The sequence below is a fragment of the Thiomicrorhabdus marina genome (assembly GCF_017571465.1).
Lineage (GTDB): Bacteria > Pseudomonadota > Gammaproteobacteria > Thiomicrospirales > Thiomicrospiraceae > Thiomicrorhabdus > Thiomicrorhabdus marina.
The window spans coordinates 1-25,811 of the sequence record NZ_JAGETV010000031.1; the positions used below are offsets into that span (position 1 = coordinate 1).

Sequence of the window (25,811 nt, forward strand, 5' to 3'; positions counted from 1 at the left end):
TCACGAACGACCACATAAAGCCAACGGAGGTAAACCACCTTTGATGGCTGCTTAACTTCTACTTTTAACAGAGTTTAAAAATGGGATGATTACCATGATAATACTATTCAATTGCAGCAAATTGGAAAAATTCTATCTTCTTGGGAATTAGAGCACGTGCTTTGTAATACTCAAGAGAGTGCCCAAGAAGCTTTGCGCGATAAAATTTATGACTACTGGTTGATTGATTGGACCTTGCCGATTAATGATGGATTGGATTTACTTGAAAGTTTTACCAATGCTTACGGTAAGCCTAAGTCGAGTATTTTGCTAATCGTTGCCGAGCAAGAAGGGCTTGTGCTTGAGCAAGCAAGAAAACGCGGCATCTCTTTTACCAAGTCGCTCAGGAAACCAGTTACCGCCTCCGTTCTCTATGATGTGATTGTGCAGGATGATTATGGCTCTGATTATCAGGAGCTTCCTAAATTAAATTACAGTACTGGCGAGATTAAAGTTAATGCTAGGATTCTGGTTGCTGAAGACAATCCGGTTAACCAATTAGTGATTAGGGAATATTTGGAAGAATATGGTGCTGAAGTTGTGCTCGCCGAAAATGGGCAAGAGTGTTTAGAGCGCTTTCAAGAGGCCGATTTTGATCTGGTTCTGATGGATATACAAATGCCTGTTATGAATGGGTATGAAGCCGCTAAGGCGATACGCGAGCTGAATAGTGAAACGCCTATTATTGCGCTAAGCGCGGCGGTGATGCTTAAAGATAAGCAGACAACAATGGATGTGGGAATGAATGCACACCTTTCAAAACCGATTGATCCTCAAGCTCTAGAGAGTTCGCTTATACAATTTTTGCCTTTAGATAAAGTGCGACTAAATACCGATAGACGTATATCGGAACATGACAAGACGGATATTACTGGCGAGATTGATCAGCTCACGACTTTACTTCCTGATGCAACTGAATGGGTGGATATTCAAGGACTCGTTGAGCAATATACTAAAGCAGAAAAAGTACTACAGATTTTGGTGTTATTTGCAGAATCGAGCGAACGTTTAGTTAATCAAATTAAACAAAATAAAGACGATATTGATGCGGTATTAACCGCATTGCATGCTTTAAAGGGCGCGAGTGCAAACTTACTAATGCAGTCTTTGGCTGAGCAAATTGAAAAATTAGAACAGGATATAAATCAATACCAACTCAATTCCTCCAACCAGCAACAGGTTGATTTGATCATTAATCAATTACATTATTATTCAAATAGTATTTTAAAAGCCAATTTGCTGTTAAGTGAGAAGAAAGTTGACAGTATTGAGCAAATACCAGATAAGCGAATTTTCAGCTTGGCGAAAGAACTGATGTCTCAGCTAGAGCAAAGTCGGTTTATTGATTCAGAGTTCAAAGCTGATTTTCTTGAAAAGTTTGGGATTAATTTTGGGCATGAAAAGGAACGTACATTGCAAAATTACCTTGATATGTTTGATTATGAGAAAGCATTGCAAATGATTAAAGATTCTTTAAAGAAGGGTAAAAGAGACGAGTAATTAATGGTAAATAGCTGTTTTTAGGCTAAGAGCATGGAGGAGAAAGTTATTCTATTAAGGATGCTAAAAGGAATAAATGGTCGGAGTAGAGGGATTTGAACCCCCGACCACCTGTACCCAAAACAGGTGCGCTACCAGGCTGCGCTATACTCCGAAACAGAAAGCTAAGTGCTTGATAACTTAGCTTTTGTTGAAAGCCTGAAAGGAATCAAGCTTTCTGAATGTGGGGCGATTGACGGGGATCGAACCCGCGACAACAGGAATCACAATCCTGGGCTCTACCAACTGAGCTACAACCGCCGTAGTAATTTGATTGACCCACCATTTAATGGCACGCCCATCAGGATTCGAACCTGAAACCCTCGCCTTAGAAGGGCGATGCACTATCCAGTTGTGCTATGGGCGCATAATATCGAACCACGTATCTTGAATCTTAAATGGTCGGAGTAGAGGGATTTGAACCCCCGACCACCTGTACCCAAAACAGGTGCGCTACCAGGCTGCGCTATACTCCGTCTTCAAGATGGGGCGTATTTTATAGACGAGCCCGCAAGGTGTCAATACAGAAATTAGAAAATAGTAATTTTTTTTATAAGCCCCTTAGATAGGGCTTTTCGTTAGGTAAAGTGGCGCTAATAGACATGTCTTTGATTTTCTTGAAAGTTACTATTGGTAGCTTGAATCCAAGCTTTACTTTGTCGAAAGTAAATAAAAAGTTATATGAAAAATGTGTTCTAAGGAAGCGTCACTTCGTTGTTAGGCTTCTTAACCATAGCTATGGTTATGCTTGCAAAACCTGCCTAGAATTGACTGCTTCAAACGCCTCGCTGAAGTCAATGGGGACTTATTCTGCGCTTCCCTAAGTCTTCTTTGTAAGATAGAAGTGCGTTTGTGTATAAGGCTTTCACGATTGACATAAAATTTATTAGGGTAAATTCAGTTGACGTGTGTAATGTTTAGAAGTAAATTCTAATTTACATGGTTCGAGATATTGTTTGACTCTATCAAATAGCATCTTCCAGCGAATATACTGTTTGAGGTTTTGCCCAAAGGTATCATTCAAGAATCCTCCGTTCTTGGTGTCATTTTCTTCTTCGAATGGCACTGAGTCTTTTTTATCTTTCCTTTAATGCCTATTGGGCACTCAATTATAGAACCCATTAGCTGAGTTGAACGATTAGCATTTTGACGCTTTCTTGGCTTGTCTCGATTTCTTTAATAATTAAAGGGAAATGTTCTCTAGCCGTTGATTCGGCACCGTGCTCCAGCATCTCCTCTACTGTTTCAATATGCTTTCCGATCAGATCAAGGCCTACCGCATAGCAACTACCTTTTAACTTATGTAGGGCTTTACGGCGCTCGGAGTTCCTATAAAGCTTTTCAGCCTCGGTTTGCCACGTTTGCATGAAAATTTCAAAAAGCTGCGAAAAATCCTCGACGCCAAGTATTTCAATCAGTTCTTTGGTTCGATTATGAGTAATCATTCAATGTGGGGCTCCGTATCAAAGGTTTATGAATCAGTCGATATGTAAAGTTACCCTATTCTGTATGAAATAGTAAGGGGATATTTACAGTGTGCTTTGTATTTGTATCTTGTGCAATTGTTTTTGTCTTCGCAAAAATTCGATTCCATTTTTCAAACCTTCCTTAAGCTGTTGATGTAGAAGTTTCACAAAGCTCTTTTTGTGGTGATAAAGCTTTTCTAAAAAATCCGGCATCTATCCTGCTTAATTATTTTTGATTGCACTATTTTGTGCTCTATTTTTTCACGGAACAGGAGAATGCTTATGGACTGGTTCGAAACCTATGAATCCGATATTCGTGCCTATAGTCGCATGTATCCAGCAGTTTTTGTAAAGGGTGATAATGCTCGTCAAACCGATGAGGAAGGCAAAACCTATATTGATTTCTATGCTGGTGCAGGTGTGCTTAATTTTGGACACAATAACCCTAAAATGACACAAGCAATGGTCGACTACTTACAAAATGGTGGCGTTATTCATTCGCTTGATATGATGACCCCCCCAAAACGCGATTTTATCCAAGCCTTTGTCGAAACCATTCTTAAACCTAAGAAAATGGATTACAAACTCCAGTTTATGGGGCCCACGGGAACCAATGCGATGGAAGCCGCGTTAAAACTGGCCCGTAAAGTTACCGGTCGAGAATTGGTGGTCTCCTTTACCCAAGGATTTCACGGTATGACTTTAGGCGCACTGGCCTGTACCGCCAACCGTTATTTCCGTGACGCTGCGGGCGTCTCGCTCCAGAATGTTATGCGTTGGCCTTTTGAGAATCACCAAGGCGGTGGTCTAGAAAGTCTGCAAACCTTGCGCTCACTTTTTGAAAACAGTTCCAGTGGTATCTCTGCACCGGCGGCCTTTGTGGTCGAAGTTGTACAGGCCGAGGGTGGGGTGAATGTCGCCAGCACCGAGTGGATGCAAGTTTTGCAGTCTTTGGCTCATGATTTGGGCGCTTTATTGATTGTTGATGATATTCAGGCAGGCTGCGGTCGTACCGGTAACTATTTCAGTTTTGAAGAGATGGGCATTAAGCCGGATATTGTCACCCTTGCCAAAGGGATTGGCGGTATGGGCACGCCAATGGCGATGAATCTTGTCAAACCTGAGCATGATAAACATTGGCAACCGGGGGAGCACACCGGTACTTTCCGTGGTCAGAATCTTTCCTTTATTGCTGGGCGTGAAGCTTTGCGCTATTTCGATGATGACACTCTGATGCAAACAACTCGAAAAAAAGGGGAGGTGATGCGCCAAGCTTTGCAAGTGATTGCCGACAGCTATCCCGACAAGAGTTTTGAAGTGCGCGGGAAAGGCATGATGCAAGCCTTGGATATTAAAGATGGCGTTCTCTCCAAAGCGATTGCCAAGGACTGTTTTGAGAACGGCATGTTGTTTGGTCCATGTGGTATTGGCGGCGAAGTAATGAAGTTGATTCCGCCTTTAACTATTCCTGATGAAGATCTGCAGAAAGGTTTGACTCTCTTTAAAGAAGCGGTTGATCGTCAAATTAAGCTTGCTGCCAAGAAAGTTGCCTAGGAGGACTGGATTATGAGAGAAAGAGATGACATGACATTCCCGTTTGCGGAATACCAACGCCGTATTAATGAGTTACGGGCACGCATGGCGGAACGTTTATTGGATGCGGTGATTATTTCTGATGCGGAAAATATTCTGTATTTGACCGATTATCAGACCACCGGCTACTCGTTTTTCCAAGCTCTGGTGGTGCCGTTAGAAGGCGAACCGTTTATGGTGACCCGAAAGTTGGAAGAGTCGAATGTGATTCACCGTACTTGGGTCGAAATTACCCGCCCGTTCCCAGATACGGGTGATGCAATTCAGATGTTGATTAGTTCTTTGGTTGAGTTTGGTTTGGCTGGGAAAACCATCGGTTATGAACGTAATTCTTATTATTTTAATGCCTACCATCAAGATGTATTCCGTACCTCCTTTGTGCGCAGCCGTTTAATGGATTGTTTCGGGATTGTTGAGCAGAGCCGTATCTGTAAATCGCAATATGAGCTGGATGTAATGAAGAAAGCCGCGTTTGCTACCAAGGCCGGTATGCAAGCCGGTTTGGATGCGGTTCAGGCTGGTGTCACCGAAAACGAAATTGGTGGTGAAATCAGTCGCGCCATGTTTGCAGCCGGCGGGGAGATTCCATCGGTAATGCCGTATGTCACTTCCGGCCCAAGAACGATGATTGGTCATGCTTCTTGGGAAGGGCGTACCGTACAGCCAGGCGAACATGTGTTTATTGAAGTGGCCGGCAGTTACCGAAAATATCACACTGCGATGATGCGTACCGCGATTTGCGGTGAGATTTCAGACAGTATGTATGAAGCGCAAGAAGTGATGAAAAAGGCGCTTAACTGGTTGCAAAGTGAGTTACGTCCGGGAGTGACGGTGTCTGATGTTGACCGTATGGTACGTAGTATTTTGCATGAAAATAAAGTTGGCGCCCGTTTGATTACCCGTTCTGGTTATTCAATCGGTATCGCCTTTCCTCCGTCGTGGGATGAAGGTTATATTTTAAGTTTGAACCAAGGTCAGTCCGACATTCTCAAACCGGGCATGACGTTCCATATTATCCCGTGGTTATGGGGAGTGGATGGAGATAAGACCTGCGGGATTTCTGATACCTTCTATATCACCGAGGATGGTTGCGGTTCATTCTTCCAAGACTTTGAGCGGGATTTTGTGGTTAAGCCGGATGCTTCCAAAGCCGTTGGCGATAAGTCGGTTACCTCCATTACTGCACCTAAATCGCCGATTACTGAGGATAAAAAAGTCGAAAAATCCGTTAAAAAAGCCAAATAGGAGATGCTATGTTAATTGCAACGAATCCCGCTACGGGAGAGGAAATTCATCGCTATCCGGCTCTGAGTGATTCGCAGTTGTCGGCAGCGATAGAACGTTCTGTCACCGCATTTAAAGCGTGGAAACTTAGTAGCTTTGCGATGCGAGCTAAACTGTTGAAAGGTGTTGCTGCACGTATGCGTGCCGACAAAGAGCGTTTGGCAAAGTTTATGACCGTCGAGATGGGGAAACCGATTAATGAGTCCTATGGTGAGGTGGAGAAAGCTGCTTGGTGTGCTGAGCACTATGCAGAAAACGGTGAAAACTATCTTTCCGCGATTGATCTGCCGTCGGATGCCACGCACAGTTATGTGCAACATCTGCCGTTAGGGACGATTTTAGGTGTGCTACCTTGGAATGCGCCATTTTGGTTAGCATTTCGCTTTTGTGCGCCGGCGATTATGGCAGGTAATACTTGTTTAATGAAACACGATGAGCATGTGCCGGCTTGTGCCGAAGCGATTGCCGAGCTGTTTACTTTAGAATGTGGGGCGCAAGGGTTGCCTCAAGGTGTGATGCAGAATTTACCGATTCACCGTGAACAGGTGGAATCGGTGATTAAGCATCCTGCCGTGCAAGCGGTGTCGCTGACTGGTTCAAGTCGTGCCGGTAGTCAAGTCGCCTCTTTGGCGGCATCGCAAATAAAACCGGCGGTTTTGGAGCTTGGCGGTTCTGACCCGAGTTTGGTTCTAGCAGATGCGGATATTGATGCGGCGGTTGAAGCGCTAGCGATTTCTCGAATTATTAATGCCGGACAATCTTGTATTGCTGCCAAGCGTTTAATCGTTATGGACGAGGTGTATGAAGAGTTTGTCGAAAAGCTAAAAGTTCGTCTAGCTGGTTTAAAAATGGGCGACCCGTCTGATTCCGCAACGCAGGTCGGACCGATTGCCCGTGCGGATCTGCGCGAAGGTTTGCATCGCCAAGTACAGATGACCATGGAACAAGGTGGAAAATGTCTGTTAGGGGGGGAAATGCCGAAGGGATCGGGCTTTTTCTATCCGGTCACTTTGTTAGTAGATGTCACGCCGGAAATGCAGGCATCTTGTGAAGAAACTTTTGGGCCAATTGCTGTTGTGATGCGGGCTTCTTCAGAGGCTGACGCATTGAAAATCGCCAACGATACCCCTTATGGTTTGGCGGCTTCTATTTGGACTGAAGATACTGAAAAAGCATTAAAAATGGCGCCGTTAATCGAAGCCGGTCAGGTCACTATTAACGGTATTGTTAAAACCGACCCGCGTTTGCCGAGTGGTGGAATTAAGCGTTCCGGTTACGGCCGCGAACTTGGGCCGCACGGTATTATGGAATTCGTTAATATTCAACAAATTTGGGTTGGGCCAAAAGTCTGTAATTAACATTTTAGAAAAAAACCGCCATGATATAGGGTGGTTTTTCACTATTTTTGTGCTACTAATTCTTTATAGATAAATTCGGCATTTGGTTCAGCGAGTTGACCGAAAACCGGACGGTCTTTATGTGCACTCTGATCTACCTTCAATGCTTGCTCTAGTCCTCCGCCTTGGGCAATTATCTGTTTGATTTTGCCAGACACTTCTTCAAAGTAGCCAACCGTCTGTTGGCGAATGGTTTGCATGCTATCTGCTGTCCCGTGCCCGGGAATAACCACTGCCTGTTCTAAAGGAAAATGCGTTGCTGCGGTCTGTTCCATTTTATTGAATGAGGCAATCCAGTCTTGGTAAGAACCGCCTTTAAATAGTCCAGGAACACGTTGATTAAAACCTAAATCGCCTGTAAATATGAGTTTGCGCGATGGAACAATTGCGCCGCTCATCGTTGGCGTATGTCCGCCGCCATAGTTGATTAGTTCAACAGTTTCGCCGTTACCAACATCAATGCTCATGGCATCTTCAAAAGTGGTGTAGGCAGAAGTGACATTATGTGAATGTTGGTTAATGACATTGCCTGAAGCAGCCATATAGCGAGCTTTGTGTTGCTCGAACTTTTTGTTGAACTCTTCGGTAGCCTGTTTTTGCGAATAAATGTTTTTAACGCCGATATCATGCCAGTAACTGGCACCCATATTGGCGTGCCCTTGATTGTTTTCAATTGCCACCCATTTCACGGGTTTGTCAGTGATTTCTTTTAATTGCATGTGGAACGCATAGGCAACGGGCTCGTTCGGTCCAGCGTTATAGATAAAAACACCGTTATCAAAAATCACTGCAGTCATATTGTTATTAAAGCCGAAGTTATTTCGTGTTCCCCAAATTTGACTTCCTACTGCCATGAAGGTGTCAGGAGCGATTTCCTGCAACTTCGGAATTGGCAGGCGAGGGCCGATATACCCCAAGCGTTTTTCCAGATTTTCGACTTCCGATTGATAAGCCTTCATGCCTTCTGAATAGGGGTCTTGGGAACTTTGGACAGCAGGAGATATGACTAGAGAAGCGAATAGGAGAGTCGCCGTTTTTAGGTTAACGGCAGGCTGCTTAGAATTAATAAAGTAGCTGAGTCTAGGCATATTGTTTTCCTCTTTTTCTGTTTATAGCAACTGTGCAGATGACGTGTTATTTAGGGAAATGCAGAAGAGCTCCCTGTTGACTTCAGTGAGGTGTTTGAAGAGCTGAGAAAGCATCGCTCAAATGAAGAACTCGACGCCCGAAGGGGAAGTCGAGACAGCTGCCTTGCTAAGCCAAAATTTTACTTTGCCTGAAACCACTCGGGTTTGCTCTGCGTTTCCCTAACTTAATCAATCTTCAGCAAAGCTTAAATAATACGTGCCATTTTTTAAGAAACAACCGCGAAGCCGACATTGCATATTTATTGCAATATCTTATTTTTTATCGAGTGAAGACTGTATTTTTCTATTTACTAAATTTATTAAATGTGATAATTTTACATAAAATTTAACAGGTAGTCGTTTCTGCGTGGTAAAGCCTAGACAGAAGACGAATGCTGTAAGAAAAGCAGAAAGTGGAGTTTTTTGATATGTCAGAGCAAATAGGAGTGGTTCAATCGGTAATTGGCCTAGTTATCGCTCAAGATAGCGTGACTGGGGCTAGCCGAACCTTAGCTGTCGGTAGTCCGGTTTTTCGTGGTGAAGTCATTAAAACCATGGATGGGGCTACGGTGTTAGTCGAATTCATTGATGGTGAAAAGCTCAGTTTAGGGCGAATGACGGAAATCTCCTTAACGGATGATGTTGTGCCGTCTCGTTATAGTGAATATGAAGAACCCATTGTTGATATGACGACGCTAGATCAGCTTCTGGTTGCCTCTAACGAAAGTTTGGATAATCTCGATTTAAATGAACTTGAAGCGACTGCGGCTGGCGAAAATGAAGGGAGTGCGAATGAAGGAGGCGTGGTCATTGCAAGACTCGGCCTACAAGGAGATGTTAATTCGGGATTTGCCACAGGAGGCTTGGCTGATCAGCAAGAGGTAGGTTTAGTTGCCGATATTTTTTCTGCGCCAGAAAGTATTCCTGAAGTTCCTGTCTTACCGGTTGTGAACACCGCACCTCAAGCTTTGATTGTCGAAGGAGGGAGTACCCTGCTAGGATTGATTGGAGCGGATAAGGCACTGTTTGATGGTAAAAATTTGATTGGCGGTGTCTACAATTCAGCCATTGAGCTTGGTGTTTTGGATTTATTAAATTATCAGCCGAACCAATTATTTTTAGTGCATGACAAAGAAGATAATATTGATGCAGTGACATTAAGTATCGATAACGGGGTTACTCAGGATTTACTGGGCCTGAGTCATTTACTCGGCCATCAGGAGTTTTCTGTTACGCATACTCTGCCGGGACTTGATTATCAGCTCAGCGATAATGGCCAAGTATTAACCATTCGTTCAGCCAACGGTACGGCGTTAAGTGATGAAATTGCTAATATTGCTCTCGCCGGTGTTGATATTGTCGATACGAGTACTTTAGGAACTCTGCTGAATTCAAGCCTAAGAGTGGGGGCAGGTTATAGCTTGTATGTTATTGATCTCGAAGGCGAAGAGACTCGGGTATCGAGTCCACAAGCTTTAGATATTAGTTTACTGCAGAATCAAACCAATTCAGGGCTTTCCGATCTTTTGGATATTCCGGTTTTAAACGCCTTGCAACCCGTAATGAATTTGCTCGATCAGTTGCTCGGTGGAGTTGATGATAGTTTGCTACAAACGATTTTAGGCACGGTTGATACTCTTGATATAGTCACCGATCCACTGGATCCAATCGGAAGTTTGGTGAATGGCTTGGTGAATGATATTGGCACAATTGTAAGTGGATTGACTGACCCGCTTGGTGAAAGCTTCTTGGGGGATTCCACAATTGGTTTGGCGAGTGATAATCTTATTGAAGACATTGTTGCTGCTTTGCTGAATGTTCCGGGAACTTCCTTAACGAATTCGGATGGCCTGTTACAAAGTTTGTTAGGCGGAGACCCAAATGCTGACCCTGCAACCCAAGGAACGGTTGACCAACTGTTAGGTGGCGTGACGAATCTTGTGGACGGGATTTTAGGGACGCAAACCCAGCCTTTAGATGATGGCCTAAATCTGGTTACAACCGATTTACAAGAACTTCTGACTAACGAGCAGAGTTTTAACGATTTTCTGACTAGTTTACTGGGGGGAAATCCTGAATTAGCAACCGCAGGTTCAGTCGATGAATTATTGGCCGCAGTAACTGGAACGCTTGATCAGCTTACGGGTGAGAGTTTGAATTTAAGCCATTTGGATGATTCGGTAAACTGGCTGACAACGGATGTGGAACAGTTACTGAATGGCACAGATGGTTTGCAGAAAACCTTGCAGGATATACTTGGAACCGGTACTGACTTGCAAGGCGGTTCGGCCGATCAACTCTTGGCGGATTTGACGGATTCACTTGATGGTTTATTGGGAACCAATATTAGCCAATTAGATACTCTATTAAACGAAACCACCACCACGATTGTAGACTTGCTATCCTTAGATAAGGTTAATCTAAATGCAGGGTTATCGTTAGACAATCTATTAGGTGTTCTTAGTCTTGATGGAATTACCTTAAGTGCTCAAGAGTCACTTTCTGAATTATTGTAGGAAGAAATTTCAAAGGTCAAAACGAACTCAAGCTTTTTTGAGTTCGTTTTGTTTATTAGGGTGAAATATAAATATCAGGATTTCACTGGAACGAGTGCAGCTAGAGCATGATGATTAAACGCTCTTCGAAATGTGGATTTGCATTCAGCGTTGAACAGGCGTTTAAAATAATTCATATATCCTTGCGGAATTTCTTTAAGTCGTGCCCCAAAACGTTCGGCAAAAGAGTCTGATGCTTGGTTCTTTATTTCAATTTGCAAGCGAAGCGGTTCATCATTATCTCCAACTCGACCATTATTGAATATCAATTCAACTTTACGACCTTCGTATAGAAAAGGTAAAGCGGTAACAAAGCCGAGACCTTCTTCACTTATATCAACCAGTGTTGCTTTTACCTGCACACCATTACAAATAATTTGGCATGGAAGGCGAATCGGATGACGTTCAGAAGTTCGACGATCTTGATTATTTATTATCGAGTTTTCCATGGTTTTACAATCCCTAAGTGATGGGCGACTATTTCCCAAGTTTTTATAGGTTAATTGTAGTTCATTGCCACATTGCTGCAACATTTTTAATTTCTTGTAGATTGATAAAATCTATCTAAAACAAAGGGTTACGGAAATTTACTCTACTGGATAATAGTATTCGTTAATTGATGATTTTGTGGGCTTAGCTGTGAATGCTCTCAGTAAAAAGTAGTAACAGCCATGTCTCTGAGTAGCCAAATCCCTCAATTTTCGTTTGGTATAAAAGTTGACTTGGATCAATTTAATAAAGGTGGAATGTCAGAAGACCTCTGACCTAATTTGGAAGCAGTTGATGATTTTAAGAATTTACGCAGCTGCTAACCCTTTGCGTTATCATATTCGCTACATTTATTTTTCAATTTTTTCTTAGGAGAAGTGCGTCCATGTCGGCACAAATTTTGGATGGTAAAGCCATTGCTCTAGAGCTTCGTGAATCAATTCGCTCAGAAGTGGAACGTCAAGTCGAGGCGGGTAATCCGCGTCCGGGTTTAGCGGTTATTATGGTTGGCGATGATCCTGCTTCTGCCGTGTATGTTCGCAATAAAAAAATTGCTTGCGAAAAAGCCGGCTTCAATGATGTGTCAGAAGTACTTCCTGCGGATACCACACAGGAAGAAGTGTTGGCTTTGATTGATAAGTTGAATGCTGATGAAGCGGTGCACGGTATTATTGTTCAACTGCCGGTTCCTGATCATATTGATCCAGAAGAAATTATCGAGCGTATTCATCCATGTAAAGATGTTGATGGTTTCCATCCTTATAATGTCGGTCGTTTGGCAACACGTATGCCAATTATGGCTCCATGTACACCGCACGGTGTTATGACCATGCTAGCGAAAACTGGCATTAACTTGCGTGGCTTGGATGCGGTTGTGGTCGGCGCTTCGAATATTGTCGGTGTGCCGCAACTTCTTGAACTGTTAAATGAGCGTGCCACGGTTACTGTTTGTCATAGTGCAACCAAGAACCTTGCTGAGAAAGTTGGGCAAGCCGATTTAGTTGTTGTTGGTGTTGGGATTCCTGAAATGGTCAAGGGAGATTGGATCAAGCCGGGCGCAATTGTTATCGACGTAGGTATTAACCGTATGGATGACGGTCGTTTAGTCGGTGATGTCGAATTTGATGTGGCTAAGGAGCATGCCAGCTGGATTACTCCGGTTCCGGGTGGTGTCGGCCCAATGACGATTGCAACACTGCTGGAAAATACCATGAAAGTTGCTTATCAACTGGATTGCAAAGCAAAATAAGCTTTTGTCAGTTTGAGAAACGAAAACCCCGGCATTGCACAGTCCATGCCGGGGTTTTTTATTGGTTACTGTTAGTTGACTGTCAGCGATAAAGTGTGTGATAAGTGCCTTGATTCTGCATTAATTCATCATGGCTACCGCTTTCAATAATTTGCCCGTCTTCAAACACCATAATGCGGTCGGCTTGGCGAATCGAGCTTAAACGATGCGCAACAATTAAGGTTGTACGTCCCTTTAGGAAAGGCGCTAAATCTTGATAAAGTTGGCGTTCGGTTTGCATATCCAAAGCAGAGGTTGCTTCGTCCATAATCACTACCTTCGGGTCTTGTAGTATCATGCGTGCAATAGCTAGACGTTGCCTCTGTCCGCCGGAAAGTTTAATGCCGTTACGGCCAACGATGGTTTCTAGTCCTTGATCAAGCTCGCGAATTTTATCTGCCAATTGAGCCTGTTCTAAAGCCTGCCAAAGTTTGGCATCGCTTAAATCTTGCCCTAAGGTCAAGTTAAAGCGAATACTTTGGTTAAACAGTGCAGGGTGTTGTAGAACTGTGGCAACATGGTTTCGCACTAAGTCTTGCCCGATTTCTTGCAGCGGGATGTCTCCATAGCGGACTTGGCCGCTATCCGGTTGGTAAAAACCGAGAAGCAGTTGGACTAGAGTTGTCTTACCACCGCCGCTGGCGCCGACCAAAGCGAGTTTTTCTCCAGGTTGAATGCGGAAGCTCAGATTATCCAATACGGGTTCATTTTTGCCAGGGTAATGGAAACTCAGTTTTTCAACTTTTAAGCCAACGGCTTGTTGAGTATCAAAAGGGTTTTGCTTACTAGGAAAGTGCGGTTCCTGATCTAAATCGAGCACATCATTGATGCGTCCTAAGGCCCCGCTAGCAGCACTGTAGCTGTATTGAATGGCAAGAATTTCCTGCACCGGCCCCATCATAAACCAAAGATAACCGAACACGGCCATCATCTGTCCGATCGAAAGGTCAGAGAAAACCACCATTAACATACTGACGCCACGAAAAATATCAAAGCCAATCAAAAATACCATAAACGAAAAACGGCTGGCAGCATCGCTTTTCCATGTATAAGCTTCGGAATGTTTACGGATGTCTTGCGCTTGGCCGCGAATTCGTTCGAAGAAAGAACGATCTTGGTTGGAGGCTCGTATTTGCTGTAAAGCATCCAGTGTTTCGGTGAGTGCCTGTTGGAAAATATCCAATGCGGTATTTTCGTCACGTTTCAGGTGTTTGACTTTCTGACCCAAGCGCATGGTCAGATAAATCACCACAGGATTCATCAAAAGAATAAATAGAGCAAGTTGCCAATGTAGCCAAAGGAGAACTGCGGTGGTACCAATCAGCGTAAATGCGGCGATGATGATTTTACCCACGGTGGTGCCAAGAAAGCTGTCGATGGTATTGACGTCATTGACCATGGTCGCCGACACAGAGCCACTGCCCATACTCTCATATTGCGACATGGAGACTTTTTGCACGCGTGCAAGCAAATCGCGTCGTATCTGAAAAGTTACTTCCTTGGAAATAACGGTAAATTGCATCATTTGCCAAACGCCAAAAGCTAGACCGAGCAAGCGTAATAGGATGGTGATGATGGTAATCGCGACAATGTAGTAAATTGGGCCATGCCATTCAGGGCTGACCCAAGTATTTAAGGTATTGACGATATAGCCTGGTTTGTCGAGTAGGACTTCATCGACCAAAATGGGAAGTAATAACGGTAGCGGCACAGTAACCAGCATGGCAAATAAGGCGATTATATGAGCCTTGACCAATGCGGGTTTATGTCGAAGCACTAAATCATAGATTCGTTGCCAACTATAAGTACGGTTTGCTAAGTCTACTTTGGCGGATTTTTCTGCCTGTGCATAGATGCGCATTCAGCTTCCTTTCAGCGGTGTTTAGAATTGAATAAGGGGGTTTTAGACAGCACAAGTAAATTACCAGTGATTGTGCGACGCACAGCTTTTCAGCTTAACGCTTTCACTTAGGGATGAAAAGCTTTATAGCGGGAATTTGCCGAAATTTTATACAAACTGCTTAAAATTTAAGCATAGTAGGAAAACTTGATGTGCTGATAATAACTTAGCGCTTTTTGCTTGGACATTATGAATGAGTTATCCACAGATTCTGTGGAAAACCCATTGGGGGATTTTATTTTGTTTAGGCTTGTTTAGGCTCAGGTGTTAGGTGATCTGTTTTTTGAAAGTTAAGCAAATAAGTTTGCATTGCTTGGCTGTCTAACGGCTTGCTATATAGGTAACCTTGAATTTGATGACAACCGTTTTCTTGTAAGAAATGTTGTTGCTCTATGGTCTCTACACCTTCGGCAATTACTTCCAAACCGAGATTGTCGGCCATGGAAATAATCGTTTTAGTAATGATGGCGTCATCTTCGTCTTTGGGTAAGTCCCGGATAAAAGATTGATCGATTTTCAGCTTGCTCACAGGAAATTTTTTCAGGTAAGACAGTGATGAATACCCCGTTCCGAAATCGTCGATAGATATTTTGATTCCCAACAAACGTAGTTGGCCCATTTTACGACTCATCTCTTCTAAGTTGCTCATGATATCGCTTTCAGTAATCTCAAATTCGAGCCAGTTCGGGTTACAGCCGAGATCCTGCAATAGCTCATTAACAAAGTCGAAAAAATCGTCCTGTTCTAGTTGTTTAACGGCTAGGTTAAGTGATAATTTGCCACTGACTAAACTGTCAAGATGCCAGCCTAGAAAGCTTTGGATGGCTTTGCGCATTACTTGACGGTCAAGTTGGATTATTAGGCCGGTTTTCTCGGCGATATGAATAAATTCTGCCGGTGAAATGATTTTGCCGGCGTGATCCTGCCAGCGCGCTAACACTTCCATGCCGATAATTTGTCCGTTACGGCTGTCAATTTGAGGTTGAAAGTAGGGAATAAATTCATTGCGGTCGATACCCTGACGGATTTGCGTTTGCATCGAAAGATGTGCAAATGCCTGCTCAGTCAATTCACTGGTATAAAACTGATAATTGTTGCGGCCTAAATCTTTGGCGCGGTACATAGCTGCATCTGCCGCGCGTAGTAAGGATTCGGCACTGCTGGCATCCCTCGGATAGATACTGATACCAATACTGTTTGAAAGATAGAACGTATGCTCACCAATTAGAATTGGTTCGGCAGTGGCTTTGATTAATTTTTGTGCTAGAGCAATAGCGTCTCTTTCATGTCGCATCGGGGTTTGAATAACGGTAAATTCATCGCCGCCTAGACGAGCCAAAGTGTCAGCACTACGCAGGTTGGCATTGAGGCGTTTTGCCATTGACTGCAAGACTTGATCACCAATATCATGCCCGAGAGAATCGTTAATTTGTTTAAAGTGATCTAAGTCGATAAATAGCAGTGCAAACTGGCTTTGGTTTCTTTCGGCAAGCATGATTGCTTGTTCTATTTTTTGGTTTAAGAACACCCGGTTTGGTAGCTGAGTCAGGGCATCATGATAGGCTTGATGTTGTAGTGTTTGTGCCTGCTCTTTCAGCTGAATTTCCAGTTGACGGTTGGTGCTGATATCTTGATAAGTACCAAGCATGCCGATAATTTTGTTTTGGTTATCTCGCAGTGGTAATTTTGAAATTAACCAGATTTGAATATTCCCGTCGTCGTCGATAAAAGCATCTTCCATCTGTAGTAAGCTGTGGCCTTCTTTCAGGACTTGCATATCCTGCCTAAAGTAATTGTGTCCTTGTCCAGATGGCCAAGGCAGGTCCAAATCAGTTTTACCTTGCAGGTCGCTGACATCACTAAGCTTTAAATCGTCCAAAAAATTCTGATTGGCGCCGATATAGTTACCATTAACATCGAGCCAGAAAATTCGCACCGGTACATTTTGCAGAATATTGTCAAACAACTGGTTTTGGCGACGTAAGGCATGCTCGATATTTTTCAGCTGGCTAACGTCATTATTAAATAGGGCAATGGCATCCTGACCTTGGAAGCGCACTTTTTGAATGGTCGATTTGACGGGATACGTTGAGCCATCCTTGCGAACTTGGTTTAATACGGCTTGCTTCAGGAAGTGGCTAGAACTTTTTTTACGTAGTGTTTGTAGCTCGGAAAATTCAAGTTCTTCGCTAATTCGAGCCAGTTTCAAATCTTGCATTTCTGATTCGGTATACCCAAGATTCTCTAAGGCGCTAGCATTTGCATATAGGCATTTATCTTGATCAGAGCTGAAAATAAAGATTTCTTGATGGGCCAGTTCCATGATTTGTGCCAGTTCGGAACTTTGATTTTGTAGGTTGACTAGGTGAGTGATGTCGGTCGATGAGCCAATTGCTTTTAAAGGACGTTGGTTGTCATCGTATTCGATATAGCCAACCAGTTCGACCATTGCTTCTTTTCCATCCTCGCGAATAACGCGATGGTTAAGATGTTGCCGTTCTCCGCTTCGAATCGCCTTTTCAAGGGTCTGTTTTAGCGATAAATCCTCACCGGCAACAGATTTATTTAAAAAATAAGCAAGAGTAGGTTCAAAATCACCCGGTTCAGCACCGTGAATTCGGAAGATTTCATCAGACCACAGCATTTTTCCAGAACGTAAATCCAGCTCCCAGCTCCCAACCTTGGCAAGTTCTTGAGTCTGTTTAAGCAGTTCTTTTTGTTTTTGTAGCTCTAGGTTGCTTGAAGTCAAGGCTTGGGTAGCGTTTTGCAAGTCTTGAATGGTTTGTTCCGGTGCGGCAGTTTCTAGCAAGACGATTAAGCGGAAGTCTTGGGAAATTGGATACTGGTCATGAGCTGCAAGATGAAACCAGCGCTGTTTTCCATCCTTACAATTCATCTGGCATGGTACGTTTAGAGTAATAATTTGTTGTTGGGTGTTTTTAAGTTGGTTGGACCAAGCGGATAGAATGAATTTACGATAAGCGTCATCTGGACAGGCCTTTCTGAACCACTCATTAATATTGGGGGTTTCTTGCAGTGTGTAGCCAATGCTATCGAGATAAGCCTGATTAACAAAGACTAATTGGTCATCTAACTGGTCTGTGACTTCGCCGCCGCGCTTTAAAAGCGCAACAGGAGTTGGCATTAGGTTCAGTAACCGCTCCCAGACATTCATATTCATTGTCGGTGCATCCGGCACGCCAGTTAAGCTCAACATAGATAACCTTGTAAAAACTAAGAGTTTTCTTAGTATATATCATGAGTACCTATTTATACTTAATTTTTATAAGGCAATGGATTAAGAAAACAATATTAATTTGCACCAGTAATGAATGAAAGTGCCGGTTGGGTTATGACTTTCCTTTGATATAGAGCATTAGGTGCATCCGATCGCGTAAATTAAGTTTGTTGTAAATTTGTGTCAGATGCGACTTTACCGTACGTTCGCTAATATTAAGCTTTAGGGCGATTTCACGGTTAGATTCACCTGTCGCGACTGTCTTGGCGACTTCCTTTTCTTTTGGGGTTAGTTCGCTGAGATCAGGTTCTTGATGCTGCGGAATCAGATTTGCACTGGTTGTAATTAATTGGTTAACGATAGGGCTCGGCAGCCAGACGCCGCCGCCTTGAACAGTCTTTAATGCTAACTGTAAAGTTTCCGATGTAGAAAGCGCGTCAAGGTAGCCAGATGCGCCGTATGCAAAAGCTTCTTTAAATTCATCAATTTGCGCAAATCGAGTTAGGGCAATAACCTTTGCTCCAGAATGAATCGCTTGTTGGATTAAATTTTGCCAATGTTCCACTCCGCATAGCACCCAAATGACTTCTCCGGATGTTGAATCTAAGATAGGGTGTTGAGTTGAAGTAGGTAAATTCTCAACCAAATGCACTGTAATCTTCGGAAAGGTGCTTTCCCATAATGTCGTTGTGAAGGCTTTTTCGGTAATTAATTGCATTTTATCTCTCAGTCATCGCTTCAGATGAGGCTCGCAGTATCGGTTTGAATAGATATTCCAGAACGGTTTTTTTACCGGTAATAATATCGGCTTGAACGGTCATGCCCGGAATAATCTCTAGTTCTTCCGACAGATGGGCGCTGTCATTTTTCAATTTAACTAGGTAGTAGGTTTCGTCTTTTTCATCAGTAATGGTATCGGCGCTGATCTGACTGACAGTCGCCGACATGCCGCCATAAATGGCAAAATCGTAGGCGCTGAATTTAACGGTCGCTTCTTGTCCGACACGAATAAAGGCGATATCTTTTGGGGAGATTTTCGCCTCGACGATCAAAGTATCGTCGGTTGGCACAATTTCGAGAGCCGGTTGACCTGGTGCTAAAACACCTCCGACGGTTGTCGCTAACAGGCGCTGTACCTTCCCTTTGATAGGCGCACGGATTTCAGTTTGTGCGACCACGTCTTTTAACCCTTTTGCAGCTTGTTGTAGGGTGGATAGTTTAGTTGAGGCTTCAGTTAATTCTTCACGCCAGCGTTTTTGGCTGCTGGCTTTTAGTTCGTCTATTTTATTTTGTGCTTCATTGATTGCCCCTTGGTTTCGTGAAATCAAGGCTTTGGTTTGCGCTAAATCGCCTTTTAGACTGTTTAATTCGCGTTCAAGTCGAAGAATTTCAACTTGCGAAACGGCTCCAGATCTTAATAGGGGGCGAGTTGCATCCAGCTCTTTGGAAAGTAATGAGATGCTTTGAATATGCTGTGCCTGTGCTGCTTGTGCCTCGCGCAATGCTTGACGGCGTTGGAATAGTTGCGATTCGAGAATGTTTTTTTGTTGTTTCAATTCGGACAGGTTAGATGTGTAGAGACGTTTTTCACGTTCAACAATATCTGGAGCATCTTCAATTAAATTCTCTGGAAAGACTAATCTTGTGTCGTCGGTCAAGGCTTTCAGACGAATGATCTCCGAACGAAGGGCTAGGCTTTGTGCTTCGTTTTCATAAAAGCTGGATTGCGATCGAGTTGCATCAATTCTTAACAGGACATCGCCTTTTTCAACAGTTTGTCCTTCGGCAACTAGAATTTCTTGGATTACCCCGCCATCAAGAGATTGCACGACTTGTAGTTTTTGCGAGGGTATGACTTTCCCGAATCCGCGAGTGATTTCATCTAGGTTGGCATTGGCTGCCCAGATAATTAATAAAATAATCGTGATAAATATCATATACAGCATGCGTTTAGCACGCAGCGGCTTTTGCTGGATTCTAGCCCATTCGGCATCGGTGACCCAGTCATGCGAATTAATATGGTTCGTTTTGGGAATTGCCAGATCCATCAATGGCTTCCCTTTTCGGCCGACATTTTGACTGACTTTTCCTACTTGGTTAAAGGCTTCTTGTTCTACAGTCGGTCTGTTTTGTTCTTGGGTCATTATTGCGCTCTCCCGACTTGGCCTTGGCGAAGAGCTTCCATTACTTGGTCTTTTGGACCGTCAGCAATGACACGACCTTTATCGAGTACGATAATGCGCTCAACTAAGTTCAGTAAACTGGTACGGTGGGTAATGGTGATGAGTGTTTTTCCTTCAACAATTCTTTTCAGGTTTTTGCTGAACGCAGCTTCTGCTGAGAAGTCAAGTGAGCCGGTTGGTTCGTCAAAAAGCAATACTGGAGGGTCGTTAATAATGGAACGGGCTAAAGCGACTGACTGTTTTTGTCCGCCAGAAAGAGCTTGGCCGCGTTCGCCGACTTGCATATTAAAACCTTCTGGGTGGGCGTTAATAATTGGAGCAAGACCCGAAATATTACTGGCACTGACAATTTGTTCATCGCTTGCCAAAGGAGCGCCGAACATCAAGTTTTCTTTTAGAGTTCCATTGAATAAAACAATGTCTTGAGGGATGTAACCAATATTACGGCGCAGTTCTGCCGGGTCAATTTGGCGTAAGTCAATTCCGTCCACCAATATGCTACCGTTTTTAGGTTCAAATAGCCCTAATAATAACTTTTCGACGGTGGTCTTCCCTGAGCCATTACGTCCCAGAATCGCTACTCTTTCACCTTGTTTGATTTTAAAACTGACATTGCTGAGTGCGGAGCGTTCGTCATTCGGATAGCTGAATTCGACATTGCGGAATTCAATATCGCCGCGAATTTGACCTTGGTGAACCCAAGACTTACCTTGCGGTCGTTCAACATCGCGTTGCATTATTTCTTCTAATGCCTGGTAAGAGGTTGCTGCGTAATGATATTGTGCTAAAAGGCCGGCGGTTTGACTTACTGGCCCCATTGCTCTTGAAGTGAGTAGGTAGGCAGCAATGAGTGCACCCTGTGAAATTTCGCCTTCAATAATTAGGTAGACACCTAAAATAATGACACTGACAGCTGCCATGTGCTGAATCCATGTTGCTCCATTGGAGATAGAGGCGGATAGGAAACGCATTTTTGCCGCGTTACGGGTTATGAAAAGTGTCGATTTTTCCCAGCGTGATTGTGCACGACTTTCGGCGTTAAACCCTTTTAGGGTTTCAATATTGGCAACCGCTTCATATAAAGTGTCATTGCGTTTAGCACTCGCTTCCATTGAATCGATGGAGAGTTCATGCATTTTTTGCTGAGCGCTTAGTGCATAGGCTAGGACGATAAGAATTGCTAAGACAATCGGTATCACTAATATTGGGTTGATTAAGGTAATAATCGCTGTAAATAAAAGGACGAAGGGCAAATCAACTAATGCAGTGACGGTTAAAGAGCCGATAAAGCTACGAATCGATTCAAAGGATTGGACGTTGGAAATAAATGAACCGGATGAATGCGGACGATTAACTAAACGCATGTTCAAAACCCTTTCCATAATCGTGGATGAGAGTTTTACATCGGCGCGGTTTGCAGCTAAATCGACAAACCAACTGCGCATGAGTTTAAGAATTATTTCTGTGGTAATGACCAAAAATATACCGGCGGCTAAAATCCACAGTGTGTCGGTGGTGTGATTTGGTACGACTCGGTCATATACGTTCATCACAAACATTGGCATGGCAACCGCAAACAAGTTAATCAAAATGGAGGCAATTAAAATGTCTTTATAAAGGCCGCGGTTTTCTTGAATGACTCCCCAGAACCAGTGTAAAGAAGGTTTTTCTATTTTGAGCGATGGGTTTTGGTAGAGAAATTCTGGGCGAACATAGATTACTTGCCCTTGATACTGCTTTGCCAAATCGTCTAAGTCGATTGACTGCGAGCTTTCCGGAATATCGGAAAAGCCGACAACTGCATGTGTGTCATTAATTGCATACAGCAGGCAAGCGTCATTTTCGCCCGTTTTTTGATTTTTGAGTAAGAGTACGCAAGGTAATAGATGCGGATTAATTTGCTGCAGTTGGCGATTTTGTACTTTACTGCTTAGCCCTGCACGCTTAGCGGCGCGTTCAAAGACAGAAGGTATTAAAGTTCCGTTCTCGAGCGGCAGACCGTTAAGCAAAGACTCACGAGAAATACTGCGTTCGTGAATTTGACAAAGGTGCAAAAGGCAACTGCTTAATGGGTCATGTTGGGTTGGGCTATTGGTCATAAAGTACGGAGCAATTCGGTAATGGGTTAGGGTGCAAAGAGTGGCGAGGGTTTAAGGTGTTTTGTAAAGCGTAAACCGTCGTTCAAATCTATAATATGCATTTAATAGATTTTATGTAAAATTTTTTAACATCAAAACAAAAGCCACTAAAACATTTGCTCTAGTGGCTGGTTTGCTTGATTAAAAACAACTTTAGTCTTGTAGAATCAAAGTTATTTTGGACTCCACGCGTCGGTTTAAGCGATTCGCTTCAGAATTGATTGCATTCATCAATGGTCGAGTCTCACCAAATCCAAGGCTACTGACACGAGATTTGTCAATATTGAATTGGGTAATCAATTCATCAGCAACTGCTTTTGCACGGCGTTCAGATAGCCATTGATTATAAGTTTCGGGACCTTCTAATGAAGCATGTCCTTGGATTTCTGCTTTTGTTTCCGGATTATCGCGAAGGAATTCGGCCAATGCCTTAATGTCGTTTTCGTATTTATGATCGATAATTGATGAATTGAACTTAAAATTGACCATTAATCGATAGGTGTTACCTTCAGTGTCATCGGGTTCAGGTACTTCGAATTTAGGAGGTAGGCTGACGGGCTGAGGTCGTGCGAGTTCGGCTGAGAAATCTGGTACTTCAACAATTGGACAAGTCGTTTCTGGGTCGACAGGAAGTGGTTCTGAACCAAGGTCGGCAAGGCTTGGTAAGCCATTACGAGTAATGGATAGAGTGTTTAATAATTGACCCATTTCAGCCAAAGTTTTGGCGATAGAGATATTACGGTCGTAAAGGGCGTTAGCCTGTGAGCGGCTTGCTTGGAAATATTCGATTTCGGTATCTAATAAATCCAACAGAGTTCTTTGTCCGATTGAGAATTGATCTTTGAAAGCGACACGAACTTTATCCGATGCATCCAAATGTTGTTGTAGGATTGGCAATTGATCGTTTAACTTGCGTACGTCGTTGTAAGCGATTTGCATTTCCTGACGCATGTCGACACACACTTTTTCTCTCAGGTATTGTGCTCGGCTTACTTCTTCCATCGCTTTTTGAACTTGTGCATCAGTGCGGTGACCGTTATATAGGTTATAGCGGAATTCTAGTGCTAGTTTGCCGTCGTGAATTCCATTATTCTCACCTTTTAGATCGTAGGTTTGACCGCCATATTCGCCGCGCAAATCTAAACGCGGTTTGTAATCGGCTCGTTCACGGTTAACGTCGCTTCGTTTTGCTTCGATATTACGAATCGCTGCGTGGAAAGCCGCATTGTGTTTATAAGCACTTGACATAACTCCGGTGAAGTTTGCAGGAAGAGTGTTCTCGTCGAAGTCTTTTGAATTCAAGTTCTGTGCAGGAATCTTTCCGACAATGCGTAAAAAGCGAGAGCTTACATCATGTAAGTTAGCTTTTTCTGTTAGTAGGTTTGATTCAGCCAGTGCAAGACGCCCACTAATTTGTTCAAGGTCTGCTCGACGAGTTGCACCTGTCTCAACACCAGCGGCAATTTTTTCGTAGACGTCTAGGTGGTTGTTATAGTTTTGTTGCGCAATAGCGGTTAATTTGCGGAAACGTAACACATCTTGGTAGGCGGTATAGGTTTGCAAAGCGATGCTTTCGACTGAATCAAGAAGTTCGAAATAGCTTACCAATTCAGAGTTTTTGAAACTTTCAATGTTCTTAGCGGTACGCTGGCCGTCATACAACATTTGAGTGACGGTTAATCTTGCGCTAGCGCCATGGTAGTCATTATTAGTGTAACCGTAGCCATCACTCTTATGTTGTATAGAGTAATCGGCAAATAAGTCAACACTTGGCCCTAATTCAGAATCGGCACTATTGGTGTCCTGTTGTGATGATAGGAAGTTATGCCAAGCTGCCTGAACTTCTGGATTGTTTTCGATTGCGTATTTAATTGTCGCATCAAGTGATTCGTCAGAGGTTGTGGCTGGCGGTGCAGCAAAAACTGGGCTAGTCGATAATACACTGGCTAGAACGAGAAATTTTATGCTTCTTTTAAACTTAAATGGGGTTGTGCAAGTGGAGTGGCGCATTATGGGGTACCTCGGTTGCAATCTATTTAGTGTGTCGAGCAAGATAAAAATTCGAAGTTTAACGAAGAAATTTTGTATCTAACCGGCGGCTATTTTTTTGATTGATTTAAAAGACATAATACCTAAGTACGAATTCTTAGTCTATCTAAGAGTTTGCGTATCTTTGGTTTAAATTGATGTGTGGTAAAAGTTCGTTACTTTACGTACGTGAGTACGGTATCTATTGTTTACCTTTTGATAATTTTGGCCTATAAGATATGTCTTTTAGTTCTGGAAAAAACAAAGGGTTTTGCTACCAAAGTCCGTATTAAAAAAAAATGATTAGCGCTTTAATATAAGTAAAAAGAACTACTTTGTTTTGTTGTAGGGGGTCACCATGTCAACACCAATCGCCACCATTCTGAATGTTCAAAATACCGTTTTAGTCTATGACAGAGACGGTAACCCTAAAATTATCGAAATTGCTGATGTGCTTGAGCGGGGAGATACGATTCAAACTGGATCTAACGGTTCAATAACTCTTCTTTTAGAGGGGGCGCAGCAAGTCACTCTTGGCGCGAATCAAACTCTTGTCGTCACAAATAATATGGTAGCAGAAACTGCCAGTAGTGAAGACGATAGTGCTTTGCAAGTCGACACAATGGAAGATGTCTTGGCGGCTATTGAGAATCCAGAGGGTGATGATCTATTAGAAAGCTTGCAAGCAACAGCAGCTGGTGGTGGCGCTGCGGATGCCGGTGGTGCGATGTCATTAGAGATTATGAGTATTTCTGATACTGAAGGTGCTCAATATGAAGAAGAGGGCGGTGTTCCTGTTGTAGCCCGTATTGTAGAAACTACCGACCCAATTACCTTTGATGGTGAAGCATTTACGGCACAAGATGTTCTTATTACGGAAGAAGGTGATTCTCTTGCTGAGAATACTCCTCCTATTGCTAATGATGACCTTTTCGAGACGGATGAAGATGTTCCCCTAATTTTCACTGTAGATGATTTGCTTGGTAACGATACTGATGCAGAGGGCGATAATCTAACTGTTATTAGTGTCACGCAACCTGAAAATGGAGACTTGGTTGACAACGGTGACGGTACTTATACCTATACACCGAATGAAAACTATAATGGTAGTGATTCATTTAACTATCAAATTACTGATGGTAACGGAGGCACTTCTGAAGCAACGGTTGGCATTACTGTTGCGCCAATCGATGATGCCACGATTATTAATCCTGATACGGCAACTACCGAGGAAGATACTCCTGTAGTTATTGATGTAATTGCCAATGACAGCGATATTGACGGTCCAGTCTCGCCAGTAGCCAGTGTTACAGATGGCGCTAACGGCACCGTGGTCATTAACCAAGATGGTACAGTAACTTATACTCCGAATGCCGACTTTAATGGCTCAGATCAATTTACATATACTAATGAAGAAGGCAACACAGCTACAGTTGATGTTACGGTTACTCCTGTCAACGACACCCCAGAAAGCACCCCATTGAGTGACCAAGTCAACTACGACTCAGACACCATTAGCAGTCTGGATGTTTCAAGTCACTTCAGTG

The 25,811-nt window shown here is 43.2% G+C and carries 16 protein-coding genes and 4 tRNA genes; 7 read left to right on the forward strand and 13 right to left on the reverse strand.

Annotation, left to right across the window (positions count from 1 at the left end):
- The first annotated feature begins 111 nt into the window (after positions 1–111).
- The gene (locus tag J3998_RS11605; RefSeq protein WP_208150837.1) at positions 112–1,539 is read left to right on the forward strand and encodes a response regulator; all 1,428 of its coding nucleotides are present in this window, start codon (positions 112–114) and stop codon (positions 1,537–1,539) included.
- A gap of 77 nt (positions 1,540–1,616) precedes the next feature.
- On the opposite strand, the gene J3998_RS11610 is transcribed toward J3998_RS11605, so the two are convergent.
- The 5 genes from J3998_RS11610 to J3998_RS11630 form a co-directional block, all read right to left on the reverse strand.
- A tRNA-Pro gene (locus J3998_RS11610) sits at positions 1,617–1,693 on the reverse strand.
- 70 nt (positions 1,694–1,763) lie between these two features.
- Positions 1,764–1,839: transfer RNA gene (locus J3998_RS11615), tRNA-His, on the reverse strand.
- Between the two features lie 29 nt (positions 1,840–1,868).
- Positions 1,869–1,945 (reverse strand) — tRNA-Arg (locus J3998_RS11620).
- A 32-nt stretch (positions 1,946–1,977) separates the two neighbouring features.
- Positions 1,978–2,054: transfer RNA gene (locus tag J3998_RS11625), tRNA-Pro, on the reverse strand.
- Positions 2,055–2,699: 645 nt separating this feature from the next.
- A complete protein-coding gene (locus tag J3998_RS11630; RefSeq protein WP_208150838.1) occupies positions 2,700–3,023 on the reverse strand; it encodes an Hpt domain-containing protein in 324 nt (107 codons plus the stop codon).
- A 303-nt stretch (positions 3,024–3,326) separates the two neighbouring features.
- On the opposite strand from J3998_RS11630, the gene ectB reads away from it, so the two are divergent.
- The 3 genes from ectB to J3998_RS11645 are packed head-to-tail and all read left to right on the forward strand — an operon-like array spanning position 3,327 to position 7,279.
- On the forward strand, positions 3,327–4,598 hold the full coding sequence (gene ectB, locus J3998_RS11635) for a diaminobutyrate--2-oxoglutarate transaminase (RefSeq protein ID WP_208150839.1): 1,272 nt from the start codon (positions 3,327–3,329) through the stop codon (positions 4,596–4,598).
- 12 nt (positions 4,599–4,610) lie between these two features.
- Positions 4,611–5,882 (forward strand): ectoine hydrolase, encoded by a 1,272-nt coding sequence (gene doeA, locus J3998_RS11640; RefSeq protein WP_208150840.1) that lies wholly within the window; start codon positions 4,611–4,613, stop codon positions 5,880–5,882.
- 8 nt (positions 5,883–5,890) lie between these two features.
- Positions 5,891–7,279: an NAD-dependent succinate-semialdehyde dehydrogenase gene (locus J3998_RS11645; RefSeq protein ID WP_208150841.1), complete on the forward strand. Its 1,389-nt coding sequence runs from the start codon at positions 5,891–5,893 to the stop codon at positions 7,277–7,279.
- Positions 7,280–7,320: 41 nt separating this feature from the next.
- Here J3998_RS11645 and J3998_RS11650 read toward each other — a convergent pair whose 3' ends face one another.
- Positions 7,321–8,406: an MBL fold metallo-hydrolase gene (locus J3998_RS11650; protein ID WP_208150842.1), complete on the reverse strand. Its 1,086-nt coding sequence runs from the start codon at positions 8,404–8,406 to the stop codon at positions 7,321–7,323.
- Between the two features lie 467 nt (positions 8,407–8,873).
- Between J3998_RS11650 and J3998_RS11655 the strand changes: the two genes are divergently transcribed.
- Positions 8,874–10,961: a retention module-containing protein gene (locus tag J3998_RS11655; protein WP_208150843.1), complete on the forward strand. Its 2,088-nt coding sequence runs from the start codon at positions 8,874–8,876 to the stop codon at positions 10,959–10,961.
- A gap of 74 nt (positions 10,962–11,035) precedes the next feature.
- Here the strand turns inward: J3998_RS11655 and J3998_RS11660 are convergent, their stop codons facing one another.
- Positions 11,036–11,449: a PilZ domain-containing protein gene (locus J3998_RS11660; RefSeq protein WP_208150844.1), complete on the reverse strand. Its 414-nt coding sequence runs from the start codon at positions 11,447–11,449 to the stop codon at positions 11,036–11,038.
- A 425-nt stretch (positions 11,450–11,874) separates the two neighbouring features.
- Between J3998_RS11660 and folD the strand changes: the two genes are divergently transcribed.
- Positions 11,875–12,738 carry a bifunctional methylenetetrahydrofolate dehydrogenase/methenyltetrahydrofolate cyclohydrolase FolD gene (gene folD, locus J3998_RS11665; protein ID WP_208150845.1) on the forward strand — a complete coding sequence of 288 codons (864 nt, stop codon included), beginning with the start codon at positions 11,875–11,877 and terminating at the stop codon, positions 12,736–12,738.
- Positions 12,739–12,820: 82 nt separating this feature from the next.
- Here folD and J3998_RS11670 read toward each other — a convergent pair whose 3' ends face one another.
- The 6 genes from J3998_RS11670 to J3998_RS11695 all read right to left on the reverse strand — a co-directional run bounded on the left by J3998_RS11670 (position 12,821) and on the right by J3998_RS11695 (position 24,246).
- A complete protein-coding gene (locus tag J3998_RS11670) occupies positions 12,821–14,638 on the reverse strand; it encodes an ABC transporter ATP-binding protein (RefSeq protein ID WP_208150846.1) in 1,818 nt (605 codons plus the stop codon).
- A 283-nt stretch (positions 14,639–14,921) separates the two neighbouring features.
- Positions 14,922–17,894, reverse strand: a complete 2,973-nt coding sequence (locus tag J3998_RS11675) for an EAL domain-containing protein (RefSeq protein ID WP_208150847.1) — start codon at positions 17,892–17,894, stop codon at positions 14,922–14,924.
- Positions 17,895–18,027: 133 nt separating this feature from the next.
- Positions 18,028–18,633 (reverse strand): response regulator transcription factor, encoded by a 606-nt coding sequence (locus J3998_RS11680; RefSeq protein ID WP_208150848.1) that lies wholly within the window; start codon positions 18,631–18,633, stop codon positions 18,028–18,030.
- A 1-nt stretch (position 18,634) separates the two neighbouring features.
- On the reverse strand, positions 18,635–20,059 hold the full coding sequence (locus J3998_RS11685) for an HlyD family type I secretion periplasmic adaptor subunit (RefSeq protein ID WP_208150849.1): 1,425 nt from the start codon (positions 20,057–20,059) through the stop codon (positions 18,635–18,637).
- Positions 20,059–22,197: a type I secretion system permease/ATPase gene (locus J3998_RS11690; RefSeq protein ID WP_208150850.1), complete on the reverse strand. Its 2,139-nt coding sequence runs from the start codon at positions 22,195–22,197 to the stop codon at positions 20,059–20,061. Before J3998_RS11690 ends, J3998_RS11685 begins: the two co-directional genes overlap by 1 nt.
- 192 nt (positions 22,198–22,389) lie before the next feature.
- Positions 22,390–24,246, reverse strand: a complete 1,857-nt coding sequence (locus J3998_RS11695; protein WP_208150851.1) for a TolC family outer membrane protein — start codon at positions 24,244–24,246, stop codon at positions 22,390–22,392.
- Positions 24,247–24,622: 376 nt separating this feature from the next.
- Between J3998_RS11695 and J3998_RS11700 the strand changes: the two genes are divergently transcribed.
- Positions 24,623–25,811, forward strand: a 1,189-nt coding sequence (locus J3998_RS11700; RefSeq protein ID WP_208150852.1) for a retention module-containing protein, incomplete at its 3' end; no start/stop codon positions are given.

Excerpts from the sequence above, each read along its gene's own strand:
- J3998_RS11630 (WP_208150838.1), bottom strand. The coding sequence starts at position 3,023 with ATGATTACTCATAATCGAACCAAAGAACTGATTGAAATACTTGGCGTC.
- ectB (WP_208150839.1), top strand. The coding sequence starts at position 3,327 with ATGGACTGGTTCGAAACCTATGAATCCGATATTCGTGCCTATAGTCGC.
- doeA (WP_208150840.1), top strand. The coding sequence starts at position 4,611 with ATGAGAGAAAGAGATGACATGACATTCCCGTTTGCGGAATACCAACGC.
- J3998_RS11645 (WP_208150841.1), top strand. The coding sequence starts at position 5,891 with ATGTTAATTGCAACGAATCCCGCTACGGGAGAGGAAATTCATCGCTAT.
- J3998_RS11650 (WP_208150842.1), bottom strand. The coding sequence starts at position 8,406 with ATGCCTAGACTCAGCTACTTTATTAATTCTAAGCAGCCTGCCGTTAAC.
- J3998_RS11655 (WP_208150843.1), top strand. The coding sequence starts at position 8,874 with ATGTCAGAGCAAATAGGAGTGGTTCAATCGGTAATTGGCCTAGTTATC.
- J3998_RS11660 (WP_208150844.1), bottom strand. The coding sequence starts at position 11,449 with ATGGAAAACTCGATAATAAATAATCAAGATCGTCGAACTTCTGAACGT.
- folD (WP_208150845.1), top strand. The coding sequence starts at position 11,875 with ATGTCGGCACAAATTTTGGATGGTAAAGCCATTGCTCTAGAGCTTCGT.
- J3998_RS11670 (WP_208150846.1), bottom strand. The coding sequence starts at position 14,638 with ATGCGCATCTATGCACAGGCAGAAAAATCCGCCAAAGTAGACTTAGCA.
- J3998_RS11675 (WP_208150847.1), bottom strand. The coding sequence starts at position 17,894 with ATGTTGAGCTTAACTGGCGTGCCGGATGCACCGACAATGAATATGAAT.
- J3998_RS11680 (WP_208150848.1), bottom strand. The coding sequence starts at position 18,633 with ATGCAATTAATTACCGAAAAAGCCTTCACAACGACATTATGGGAAAGC.
- J3998_RS11685 (WP_208150849.1), bottom strand. The coding sequence starts at position 20,059 with ATGACCCAAGAACAAAACAGACCGACTGTAGAACAAGAAGCCTTTAAC.
- J3998_RS11690 (WP_208150850.1), bottom strand. The coding sequence starts at position 22,197 with ATGACCAATAGCCCAACCCAACATGACCCATTAAGCAGTTGCCTTTTG.
- J3998_RS11695 (WP_208150851.1), bottom strand. The coding sequence starts at position 24,246 with ATGCGCCACTCCACTTGCACAACCCCATTTAAGTTTAAAAGAAGCATA.